This is a genomic window from Intestinimonas sp. MSJ-38 (assembly GCF_018917925.1).
Lineage (GTDB): Bacteria > Bacillota > Clostridia > Oscillospirales > Butyricicoccaceae > Pseudobutyricicoccus.
In genome coordinates, this window is sequence record NZ_JAHLPO010000039.1 from 1 (window position 1) to 11,407 (window position 11,407).

14 protein-coding genes are annotated in these 11,407 nt (G+C 55.1%); 3 read left to right on the plus strand and 11 right to left on the minus strand.

The window, feature by feature from the left end:
- Positions 1–164 precede the first annotated feature (164 nt).
- The 4 genes from KQI26_RS14340 to KQI26_RS14355 form a co-directional block, all read right to left on the minus strand.
- On the minus strand, positions 165–335 hold the full coding sequence (locus tag KQI26_RS14340) for an S-layer homology domain-containing protein (RefSeq protein WP_216504945.1): 171 nt from the start codon (positions 333–335) through the stop codon (positions 165–167).
- 1 nt (position 336) lies between these two features.
- Positions 337–870: a hypothetical protein gene (locus KQI26_RS14345; RefSeq protein WP_216504946.1), complete on the minus strand. Its 534-nt coding sequence runs from the start codon at positions 868–870 to the stop codon at positions 337–339.
- A gap of 517 nt (positions 871–1,387) precedes the next feature.
- Positions 1,388–1,918: a hypothetical protein gene (locus KQI26_RS14350; RefSeq protein ID WP_216504947.1), complete on the minus strand. Its 531-nt coding sequence runs from the start codon at positions 1,916–1,918 to the stop codon at positions 1,388–1,390.
- Positions 1,911–2,378 (minus strand): metallophosphoesterase, encoded by a 468-nt coding sequence (locus KQI26_RS14355; RefSeq protein WP_177614222.1) that lies wholly within the window; start codon positions 2,376–2,378, stop codon positions 1,911–1,913. Before KQI26_RS14355 ends, KQI26_RS14350 begins: the two co-directional genes overlap by 8 nt.
- A 161-nt stretch (positions 2,379–2,539) precedes the next feature.
- Here KQI26_RS14355 and KQI26_RS14360 point away from each other — a divergent pair, with 161 nt between their 5' ends.
- From KQI26_RS14360 to KQI26_RS14370, 3 genes are all read left to right on the plus strand, one after another.
- A complete protein-coding gene (locus KQI26_RS14360; RefSeq protein ID WP_118428735.1) occupies positions 2,540–2,821 on the plus strand; it encodes a hypothetical protein in 282 nt (93 codons plus the stop codon).
- Between the two features lie 75 nt (positions 2,822–2,896).
- Positions 2,897–3,466, plus strand: coding sequence for a hypothetical protein (locus KQI26_RS14365; RefSeq protein WP_216504948.1), 570 nt, complete (start codon positions 2,897–2,899; stop codon positions 3,464–3,466).
- 4 nt (positions 3,467–3,470) lie between these two features.
- Positions 3,471–3,776, plus strand: a complete 306-nt coding sequence (locus tag KQI26_RS14370; protein WP_216504949.1) for a hypothetical protein — start codon at positions 3,471–3,473, stop codon at positions 3,774–3,776.
- A gap of 30 nt (positions 3,777–3,806) precedes the next feature.
- Here the strand turns inward: KQI26_RS14370 and KQI26_RS14375 are convergent, their stop codons facing one another.
- The 7 genes from KQI26_RS14375 to KQI26_RS14405 all read right to left on the minus strand — a co-directional run bounded on the left by KQI26_RS14375 (position 3,807) and on the right by KQI26_RS14405 (position 11,095).
- Positions 3,807–4,265, minus strand: a complete 459-nt coding sequence (locus KQI26_RS14375) for a GNAT family N-acetyltransferase (protein ID WP_216504950.1) — start codon at positions 4,263–4,265, stop codon at positions 3,807–3,809.
- Positions 4,262–5,638 carry an MATE family efflux transporter gene (locus KQI26_RS14380; protein WP_216504951.1) on the minus strand — a complete coding sequence of 459 codons (1,377 nt, stop codon included), beginning with the start codon at positions 5,636–5,638 and terminating at the stop codon, positions 4,262–4,264. The genes KQI26_RS14375 and KQI26_RS14380 overlap by 4 nt, the downstream gene beginning before the upstream one ends.
- A 123-nt stretch (positions 5,639–5,761) precedes the next feature.
- Entirely contained in the window at positions 5,762–6,550 is a 789-nt protein-coding gene (locus KQI26_RS14385) for a hypothetical protein (protein WP_216504952.1), read from the minus strand.
- Between the two features lie 9 nt (positions 6,551–6,559).
- Positions 6,560–7,720, minus strand: coding sequence for a non-hydrolyzing UDP-N-acetylglucosamine 2-epimerase (gene wecB, locus KQI26_RS14390; RefSeq protein ID WP_216504953.1), 1,161 nt, complete (start codon positions 7,718–7,720; stop codon positions 6,560–6,562).
- Entirely contained in the window at positions 7,713–8,822 is a 1,110-nt protein-coding gene (locus tag KQI26_RS14395) for an MraY family glycosyltransferase (RefSeq protein ID WP_118747842.1), read from the minus strand. Before KQI26_RS14395 ends, wecB begins: the two co-directional genes overlap by 8 nt.
- An 18-nt stretch (positions 8,823–8,840) precedes the next feature.
- A complete protein-coding gene (trpS, locus tag KQI26_RS14400; RefSeq protein WP_216504954.1) occupies positions 8,841–9,890 on the minus strand; it encodes a tryptophan--tRNA ligase in 1,050 nt (349 codons plus the stop codon).
- Between the two features lie 11 nt (positions 9,891–9,901).
- Positions 9,902–11,095 (minus strand): PLP-dependent aminotransferase family protein, encoded by a 1,194-nt coding sequence (locus KQI26_RS14405; protein WP_216504955.1) that lies wholly within the window; start codon positions 11,093–11,095, stop codon positions 9,902–9,904.
- Positions 11,096–11,407 lie beyond the last annotated feature (312 nt).

Consider the following 11,407-nt stretch of genomic DNA (forward strand, 5'->3'; position numbering starts at 1 on the left):
CAGGATCAAGGCAAAGCTAAAGGGCTTGCCGCCTGCAAGTCACAGACAGCAAGCCCTTTCGGCTGCTTGAACAATTTTTACTTCAAAATATTGTCTAACTTTTTGGGGTCACTTCACTGCGGCCCGGGCTGTTTTCATTATTTTTTCTCGTAAACAATTCGCCATTATGCACCGATTCGTGCATCCTTCTGGCACAGCCGGTTGAGAATTGCGGTCGCTTCTGCCCAGGTGATCCGATCACCGGGATAGAAGTTTCCTTCTGCGTCACTTCCCTGCAAAATCCCTGTCTGATACAACAGCCGGATCTCCTTGGCATAGATCTGATCGTCATTCACATCAGGGGGGCAGGCCCTCCTTCTTCACCCACTGGCCTTCCCACAGATACAGACTGCCATCCCGGGTAATGATCAGGTCATCATCGCAATAGGACACCTTGCCAGAGGTTGTCACTTGCTTTGCGGTCCCATCGGCAAAGGAATAGAGATCCCCTGCGGGGTCCACAAAATACTCTGCATCAAAGATTCCTTTTCGATCCAAGGGGCGGTTTCCAGGTTCCTCCGGCGGCTTCGGCTCCCTTTGCAGCTGCTTCGGCACCATCACGCCGGTAGTCACCTGTTTGAGATCCCAGCCGACATCATAAACCCAACTGATATTCCACAGATATAACCCGCCTTCCTGGGTGAGGATCAGAGTGTCTGTCCCCTGGGCCACCACATCGGCCACAGCGGTATCGCCGCAGTCAATTTTCTCGGGGGTTGTGAAAGTCCAGTCTTCTCGATCATGAATTTCATAGATTCTATCGGCATAGAATCCCCACATATAAAGCTCTCCACTCTCGGTAATAGCGGTGGATAATTTAGAATCGTCCATACTTACTCGATCCACATGGAGCATAATTCGGGTCGGCCGCCAGATCTTACCTCCCGAAAGTCCTATAGTATCTTCCCAGTTTTCACCCCAGCCATATAAAGCCCCATTTTTTGTAATAGCATAGTTGGTCCACCCTCTGCTCACTGCCATCTTCACATTGGAGAGAATCTTTATTGGCACAGGGCTGTTTTAAGGAAGTCCCTCCGCATAGCCATTTTCACCTACGCCCCAGGTATATAGATCATCATTCTGGGTCACCAAAGTGAAATTACCCCCCAGCGGAAACCTGAAGACCAGCGTGGACGCCCTGCACCGACAAAGACGAAAAAGGCAGCAATGTAAGACAAAACATGATGGCCAGCAACAAAGAACATTTCCTTTTCATACCCATACCTCCTTACCATAGTGCAGTTATATTTTTTTGTACTGATTTCAATATATCGCTGCTACATCTAAAAATAAAGAGCGGGGATAGGAAATATTTCCTCTCCCTGCTCTTGCATCTGTGACCTATTTTTCATTTTCGTTTCTTTCTTCTTTCTTCTTTCTCTTCTCTCCGGCTGGCCCGCTCGCTTTCCAGCTGAAGGCGGATCATATCCACCAGCACAGAGCAAGGCCGGAACACCAGGTACCGCAAAGCCCCCCTGTCCCGGTAACGAAGCATACAGTACCGATCCCGACCAATGAGGGGCAGATAATAATGCTGTTTGCCTCTCCCCAGTGTACTGCCGATAGAGCAACCCTCCACCAAAATACATTCCGGGTTTCCCAGCGCAATGACCTTGGCCTTTATGGGATGTCCCATCAGCTGGAGCCGGATAAACAGGTGATCGTGCATCAGCCGGTATTCATAAGATACAAAAGAATAGCCGCAAATCACCACCGTAACCAGACAAAACAGCAGCGCCGGAATGAGAAAATGCACCGGCGTGGCATAGGGTGTCTGCCAGATGGCCTCATAGAAGCTGATCATCAGCAGGAACAATCCCACCCACAGAGAAAAAGGCACAGCCTTGCGGCGGAAGCCTTGCAAAATCTGTTTATACATCCCTATCGATCCTTTCCAGACTACAGGAAAATTGGCCCTGGTCGATCTCCAGGCGCAGATAAGTGCCTTCATAGCCAATACTTCCCGGATTATACAAAGGAATCGGCCACTTCGTAAGTGCCACCGGCTGGTGGGTGTGACCAAAAAAGGCCGCCTGAGCACCGGCCTGCTGGGCTGCCCGCAGAAATTCATCCAACCCATCCTTGACGCCAAAGCGATGGCCATGGCTGAGAAAAAGCCGCACTCCCTCCGGCTGAGGCGTTCTGGTCAAGGGCTCCTGGCACATCAGATCACAGTTGCCCGCCACCGCCAGCACCTGACAGCCAAACAACATTCCGGCATCCTCTGCATCCCGCACGCCATCGCCTAAAAAAAGCAGACAATGGGGGTTTTCTTTTTCCAGCATCCGGCACAGCGCATCAAAATTCCCATGGGAATCGGAAGCCACGCACAGCTTCATCCCATCCCCTCCTCTTTTCCATTTTGTTTGATCTTGGCTTTTAGAATACATCACTTGCATGAAAAAAGAAAGGGGGCAGCGGAACTTTTTCCGTTTTTTCGGAACCGGACAGTTTTTTTCCGCATATACTGTGTTGAAAAGCCCATGGGAGGAGATACATCATGCAAAACGATTACGAAAATCTTGCCAAGGTCCTCATGGCCAGTCCCCAGGGGGCCAAAATCGTGAAGAGTCTGGATAAACTCAACAGTGTGGTCAACACCGAAAGCGGCCGGCAGCTCATTGCCATGCTGGCCAGCGACGGAGGCGACGCCATCAAAAACGCCGCAGCCGCTGCGGCCAGCGGCGATCAGGATCAGGCCCGTGTGCTGCTTTCCACTTTGCTTTCCAGCCCGGAAGGGGCACAACTGGCCGCCAAAATCATCGAAGTGGTGGGCCGCTGACTTTTTGCTCCCAGGCGGCCTTCCGCGCCGGCCGCCTGGACCCTTTTCTGAAAACGCGGAGAAAGGACGGAACCTATGGCCGACATCCAGGATACCTTACAGAAGCTGTTTTCCGATCCGGAAAGCATGAAAAAAGTCACCGATCTGGCCGCCGGCCTGGCTCCGGCGCTGCAGGAATCTGTCGCTTCTCAAAGCCCGTCTCCTGCCTCCGGAGGGCTGGGAGGCCTGTTCGGCTCTCCGGACCAAACAAACCCACCTCCATCCGGAGAACAGAACAGCGGGGACATCTCTTCCCTTCTGGCCTCTCTGGGAAAGGGCCTTTCCTCTACGCCTGCTGAGAATGAGCAAAAGAAAGAGGGTGGGCTGGATCTTTCTTCATTGTTCTCCCTGTTTGGAAAGGGCTCCTCTCCCTCTGCCGAAGAAACCACCGAAAAGCAAAGCGGAATGGACCCGGCCTTGCTTCCCCGGCTGATGATGGCTTTTTCTGGAGATGCCAATTATCTCAAGCCGGAAAAGGTCAATTTGCTGCGGGCCCTCAAGCCCTATCTGGGGCAGCGCCGGGCACCGGATATTGACCGGGCGGTAAAAATGGCCAATCTGGCCCGGGCGACCCAGGAGGCCCTGGGCGGGCTGCAAAGGAGATGAGTCCATGTATGACCGCTACTTTCAAGGAGATGGCTTTGAAGCCTTCTTCCCCCAGGCGGCCCAAATGCCCCCGCCTCCCCCTTTCTCCGATTCCGAGCCCCAGGCCCGCCCCGAAAACCAGCCCCCTCGAAAGAGCGGTCTGCTGGGCAGTCTGGGCCAGCGCCTCAAGCTGCCGGAACTGGACAGCGACACCATTTTGCTCTTGGTATTGGTCTATTTTTTGCTGGCCGATACCGATGAAAACGGTGAAAAATCCAACCTGGCGGACACCTTGCTCATTGTAGGCGCATTGCTCTTGCTGGGATTTTGATGAAAAAAGGCCCTTTGGGGCCTTTTTTGTTTATAGATCTTTTTCCATCACAAAGTTGGTCAGCCGCTCACCAAAGCGTTCCACCTGCTGCTGTTTCAGCATCCGATAACCTCGTTTCTCAAAGAAAGGCCGGGCTGTGAGAGAAGCGTGCACCGAAATACGGGAAAAGCCCTGCTCCTTGGCGGTCTGCTCCACCCGATCGGCCAGGGCCGTGGCCACGCCCCGCCTTTGGGCGGTGCTGCTGACAAAAAGATGATCGAAATAATCCCCATCCAGGGTGGCAAATCCCCAGATCTCGTTCCCTTCCTCCACTACAAAGGTGCGATGGTGGGAAAAAGTCCGGGCCCAGCGCTCCCCATCCATTTCCCGGGGAGCCCAGGCATCCAGCTGAGCCGGGGTATAATCCCGGCAAGCCACCCCATGCACCGAGTCCCAAAACAGCTCCATCAGCCGGGGACAGTCCTCCGACCGGTATTCCCGCAGGTTCATTTCTGTTTCTCCTTGTTTACAGACACACGGCCATATTGGGCCGGGTATCGCTCCACTTTATTCAAAATAACAATATAGCCTCCCAGCAAAAGAGCGGTGGCCAGAACCCATGCAATGGAGCTTGCCGCACATACGCCGCTGAATCCCCAGGCATCGGCCAGCCACATGGCCGCCGCCACACGGACCACCAATTCGCTGACACCGGCCAGCAGAGGAATGCCTCCGAATCCCATTCCTTGCAGGGTGTTGCGGAAAATAAACAACAGCCCTAGAATGAAAAAGAACGGCCCCACGATGTTCAGATAGGTCTGTGCATAGGCCGTCACAGCTCCGTCATTTTCTCCCAGGAACAGGCTCACCAGCCCCTTACAGAAAAAGATCACCAAGGCCCCGCCTACCAGACTGAACACCAGGGCCAGTTTTCCACTGGCCCGCACGCCCTGTCGAATCCGCCGGGGCTGCCCTGCGCCATAATTCTGCGCAGCATAGGTAGCCATGGCCGCCCCCAAAGTCACCAACGCCTGGGTGGCCAGGTTCTCGATCTTGGTAGCGGCGGTAAACCCAGCCACTGCCGTGGAGCCAAAGCCATTGAGGGCCGTTTGCAGCACCATAACTCCCACCGCTGTGATGGAAAACTGAAAAGCCATGGGCAGTCCTACCCGCAGATGCTGCCAGGCAAAGCCCTTATCCCAATGCCAATTCCGCTTCTTCAGGTGCAGTACAGGAAACCGGAGCTTCACATAAAAAAGGCACAACAGACCGGCCAGAAGCTGGGCGATGACGGTGGCCCAGCCGGCCCCAGCCACGCCCATGCCGAAAAAGGCGATAAAGGCATAGTCCAGAATGATGTTGATAATGCAGGCGATAATGAGGAAATACAGCGGCGTGCGGCTGTCCCCCACCGCCCGGATAATGCCGGAGATCATATTATAGAAAATCGCAGCGCCGATGCCGTAATAGATCACCACAATATACCGCCAGGCATCGTCGATGATATCCCCAGGGGTATTCATCACTTCCAGCAGCGGCCGGGCGGTGACCACCGCCAGAAGAGTGATGACCAGCGTGCTTCCCACGCACAGCAAAATGGAAGTGGCCACGCTGTCCCGCAGCCGTTCCTCCTCTCCTGCTCCGAAACACTGGGCGGCCATCACCGAAAAGCCGCTGGTCAGGCCCTGGGCAAAGCCCAGGATCAAAAAGGAGATGGCACCGGTGGCCCCCACCGCCGCCAGAGCCTGCACGCCGATGGTACGTCCCACGATCACCGTATCGGCCATGCTGTAAAATTGCTGAAACACATTTCCAATAAAAAGGGGAATGGAAAAGGCCAGCAGCAACCGCATGGGGCTGCCTTTTGTCATATCATTTGTCATAAAGTTATACTGTTCTCCTGAAACAATTTGGCTCAAAAACAGCCCCGGCGGCATCGCCGGGGCCGTACACACAAAAAATTCTTCACCCGCAAACCGGGCCTTGCAAAAGCACCAAAAAGAGTTTTATTCCTCTTCCACCATCTGACCATTGGGCAGCTGGAACCGGCTTTCGGGCACATCTTCCACCGTCACCCGGGTCAGTTTCATGGAATAGGTGGTCATGCCGTCCTTCTCGCTTTCCGCCCGGTACAAAAGACCGGTGGAAACGGCGATATAATAGTTGTCCTGGGTACCGGCCAGGGGATTTTCCACCTTCACATAAATGCAGGCTTCCCCATCCTGTTCCACATACCCGGCCTCCAGAATCTGGGACGGGTCCAGCTCCAGCACCGCTTCATAGGTGGGCACCCGGCTGGCATCGTCATAGAAGGCGGTGAGTTCCCCATCCTGGGAAATGCCCTGCCCCAGCGTCCCCACATAGGGATTGACCTGTCCGCTGCGCCAGGCATAGTAGCCGGAAGGAGCAATGATGATCTCCTTTTCCACGGCTCCGCTTTCCGAAAGCTGCTGGATATGACTGCGGCGGCCTTGCACGGCCCCTCTGATCCGCAGCACATCCTCTGCACTGTGATAGGAAAGGGTACTCTCCAGCTCATAGGTGTATTCCTTCGGCCGATGCAGCGCAGCAATGACATTCAGAACATTGGATGCATCCACCTGCACCCCGTCCACCAATGGCCCATTTTCCCCCAATTTATCCAAATCGGCAGAAATGGAGCCCTGGGAGGAAGGAAGGGTAATCGTCCCCGCCGGTTCCATCTCCACCATAGAGAGATAGAAGCTGATGAGCACCGCCACCAGCAGCAACGCGGTGACGGCCGCCACCGCCTGAGCCATTTTCCCCTTTTTCATGGGTCTCCCTTATTCCTCGGTGCCCGGCGTAAAGTCCTCGGGGGGCTGCTTTGTTTTTCCGAAGGCATACAAAATCGCATCAGCAATCCGACGGCAGGCCTCACCGTCTCCATAGGGATTAACTGCCCGGGCCATTTTGCCGTATTCCTCCGGATCATTCAGCAATTTCAATGCTTTCTCTGCGATTTCTTTGGCTTCCACACCGGCCATGCGCACTGTACCGGCTTCCACGGCCTCCGGCCGCTCGGTTTCCCGGCGCAGCACCAGCACCGGCTTGCCCAGAGAAGGAGCTTCCTCCTGAATGCCGCCGGAATCGGTCATCACCAAGGTGGCCCGCTCCATCAGATTGTGCATATCCATCACGCCCAAAGGCTCCACCAGGTCCACATTGGGAACATCCCTCAGGTTGTCCCGGGCCATCTGCTGCACATAGGGGCTGAGATGCACCGGATAGACAAAACGCACATCCGGCTCCTTTTCGGCCACCATGCGCACAGCGTCCATGATGTTCTGGAAGGGCTCGCCATAGTTCTCCCGGCGATGAGCGGTGAGCAGCACCACCCGTTCCTTCTGATAATCGATCTCATTGAGCCGCTGGCACTGGAAGGTGTAATTGTCCCGCACTGTGGTTTTCAGAGCATCGATAACGGTGTTGCCGGTGATATAGACATTCTTCTCCACACCCTCCCGATGGAGGTTTGCCACATTGGCCTTGGTGGGAGCAAAATGCAGGTCGGCAATATCGGTGGTCAGAGTCCGATTCATCTCCTCCGGGAAGGGGGAGTATTTGTCAAAGGTGCGCAGCCCCGCTTCCACATGGCCCACCTTCACCTTGGCATAAAAAGAAGCCAGAGCCGCCACAAAGGTGGTGGAAGTGTCGCCGTGGACCAGCACCAGATCGGGCTTGGCCTTTTCCAGCACATCCCCCAGGCCGGTGAGGGCCTTAACGGTGATGCGCATCAAAGTCTGGGAAGGCTCCATGATGTCCAGATCATAGTCCGGGGTGATCTGAAAAGCCTCCAGCACCTGATCCAGCATTTCCCGATGCTGGGCCGTGACGCAGACGATGCTCTCCACTTCTTCCCGGCTCTCCAGTTCCTTCACCAGAGGCGCCATTTTGATGGCTTCCGGCCGGGTGCCGAAAACCGACATCACTTTGATCTTATCCATGCTTTTCCTCGCTTCCCGGGGCGTCTTCCGTCCCCTCGTCCTGCTTTTCTTCCTGCTGCTCTTTTTCCTTTTTCTTATCGTGACCGGTGACGCTCAGACCGATGAGCACCGAAGCCAGAATGGCCACGGCCAGGATGATGATCTTCACCTCGCCGCTGGTGGCCAGCACCACGGCAGACAGGCCCAGCACCACCGAAAGCATATACAAAATGGCAACCGACTGCTTCTGGTCAAAGCCCATATCGATGAGCCGGTGATGCACATGGCCCCGGTCGGCGTGCATGGGGCTCTGGCCCTTCAGCAGCCGGCGGATGATGGCAAAAGTAGTGTCAAAGATGGGCAGGCCCAGGATGATAAAGGGCACGGCAAAGGAAATGCCCACATAAAACTTGAACAAACCCTGGATGGAAATGGTAGCCAGCAAATACCCCAAGAACATGGAACCGGTGTCCCCCATGAAGATCTTGGCGGGGTTCATGTTGTAAGGCATAAAGCCCATGCAGGCGCCGGCCAGGGCGGCCATAGTCACGGCAATATAGCTTTCGCTGACCAGCACGGCAATGGTGAACACCGTCACGGTGGCAATGGTGGAAACACCCACCGCCAGACCATCCAGGCCGTCGATCATGTTGACGGCGTTGGTAACGCCCACGATCCAGATCACCGTCAGGGGCACAGCCAGAAGCCCCAGTTCAAAGTACTTTCCATCGCCGAAGGGATTCATCAGCCGTTCCACCACAACGCCGGACAACACCGGGATGAGGGCGGCCACGATCTGACCGGCAAATTTCACCAGAGGCTTGAGGGGATGGATATCGTCCACCACACCCAGCATAACGATGAACACCGCGCCCAGCAAAATGGATTTCATCTGGGGATCGATACGGCCAAACAGCAGAATACTGATGAGGAAGCCCAGGAAAATGGCCAGGCCTCCCAGCCGGGGAATGGGCACTTTGTGCATCCGCCGGGCGTCTTTGGGCACATCGATGGCCCCCACCTTTTTGGCGAACAGCTTGACAATGGGCGTCATGGCAAAAGAGATGGCCAGAGCCACACCGAAGGCAAAAAAGGATGTGATCAAAACACTATTGTCTATCATTTCTATTCAAAGCTCCCATCAGAAGGGTTTCTTGATGAACCCGACTTTTTTATAGACCTTCTCCAGGGTACGCCGGGCAATGCGGGATGCATTCTCTGCGCCCTGGGTATAGACCTTTTCCAGATAATCCTTGTTGTTCAGAAGATCTTCTGTCTTTTCACGCACCGGGCGCAGCACTTCCACCACCGCTTCGCCCACCGCTTTTTTGAAGTCGCCATAGCCCTTGCCGGCAAAGCGCTCTTCGGCCGCTTCCGGCGTGCAGCCTGCGGCCGCGCTGTAAATGGCGATCAGGTTGTTCACCCCGTGTTTGCCCTCACCCCGGCGCACCTCGCTGCCGGAATCGGTGACGGCCCGCTTGAACTTTCGCATAATGTCCTCCGGCTTGTCCATCAGAAGCACAAAGGCGTTTTGGTTTTTGTCCGATTTGCTCATCTTCTTTGTAGGATCGGCCAGGGACATGATTCTGGCGCCCGTTCCCGCAATGCGGGGCTCGGGCACGGTGAACACATTGCCGTAAATGCCATTGAAGCGCTCGGCAATGTCCCGGGCGATTTCCACATGCTGCTTCTGATCCTGGCCCACCGGCACAAAATCGGTCTGGTACAGCAGAATGTCGGAGGCCATCAGCACCGGATAGGTAAACAGGCCTGCATTCACATTATCGGCATGGGTTTTGGATTTATCCTTGAATTGCGTCATGCGGGACAATTCGCCGAACATGGTATAGCAGTTGAGCACCCAGGAAAGCTCGGCGTGGGCCGACACATGGCTCTGGATAAACAGCAGGCTTTTTTCCGGATCGATGCCGCAGGCGATATACTGGGCCAGCACTTCCAGCGTCTGACGGCGAAGAGCCGCCGGTTCCTGACGCACAGTGATGGAATGGAGATCCACCACGCTGAAGATGCACCGGTTTTCCTCCTGCAAAGCCACCCAGTTGCCCATGGCCCCCAGGTAATTGCCCAAGGTCAGCTTGCCCGAGGGCTGCACGCCGCTGAACACCGTTTTGGGCCGTGGAGCCTGTTGTGCTTCGGTTTCCTGTTTTTGTTCTATTTTTTCTTCTATCATTTTTTCACATCCTAACCCATGATCTCTCTGACGCATCTGGCCAGTATTTCCACGCCCTCATCGATCTGCTCATGGCTGGGTGTGGAGTAGTTCAGCCGGACACCGGCCGAAACCTGTGTGCCATCGGCCCGGAAAGCAGCGCCCGGCACCACGGCCACCTTGTTCTGGGCGCAGCGAGCCGCCAATGCCGACCCATCCAGCCCTTCCGGCAGCTGGAGCCAGACAAACAGGCCTCCCTCCGGACGGGAGAATGTGACCCCTTCCGGAAGATTCTTTTCCAGCAGCGACAGCATCCGGTCCCGCTTTTCCTTATAAAGAGCCGTGCAGGCGGCAATATGGGCGTCCAGATCGTACCGGGCGAAATACTCCGCCGCCACCGCCTGGAAAAACAGGTTGGAATGGACATCCCCGGCCTGCTTCAAAGCCGTCATGCGGGCGATCACATCTTCATGGGCCTGGGCATAACCCAGACGCACGCCGGGAGACAGGATCTTGGAAAGAGACCCTGCAAAAATGACCCGGCCCTCTTCATCCAGACTTTTGAGAGGCGGCAGGTATTCCCCGCTGATCCGCAGTTCAAAATAGGGGTTGTCCTCCAGAATCATCACATCGTATTTCTGAGCCAGTTGGTAGATGGCCCGGCGCTTTTCCATGGTGGTGGAAAAACCGGTGGGATTCTGGAAGGTGGTGATCACATAGATGAACTTTATCTGCTTTTCTTCTTGCAGCACTTGTTCCAGCCGGTTCAGATCCATGCCGTCCTGCTCCATGGGCACCGGCACAATGCGGGCCCCGGCCGACCGGAAGGTGTTCAGCGCCCCCATGAAGGTGGGCTCTTCCACGATCACAGCATCCCCCGGATTCACCATCAGACGAGTGAACAGATCGATGACCTGCTGTCCGCCGCTGGTGATCATCAACCGGTCAGACTCCCGGCCTGTGCCGTGTTTGCTTTTCATCCGGTTTTGGAGGAACTCCCGCAGAGGACCATAGCCCTCGCTGACTCCATACTGAAACAGGGCCGCCGCTCCCTTTTGCGCAAACAGATCCTTTGTCACCTGTTCCATTTCCTTCAGCGGGAAGGTCTCCGCCGAAGGGTTGCCCGCCGAAAAGGGGATCACCCCGGGGGCCGATGCCATTTTCAGCACATCGCCGCCGGCCGGCGGAGCCATGTGCTGAAATCTATCCAAAAAATGAAATTCCATTTTTCCTTTCCTCCTTGGGGAAATGTCCCACAGGCATATAAAGTGATTTTAACACATGGGTCCCTTTGGGACAAGAGCTTTGGGGATTTTACCGGGATAATTCCTGTAGGGCTACAATACATCTTGGACGAGTGAATAAAAAGATATGAGGAACATGGTCTCAAGGGTTATAGTTAAGTTACCACACCAAACTAGCCCGAAAGGAGACCATATCCCTCATGAGCAAAAATATAACACAAGACATGGCCTATCGGCAATCCCTAATGAAGTACACAGAGAAATACGGCGTGAGCCGCGCCAGCCGGAAGTACA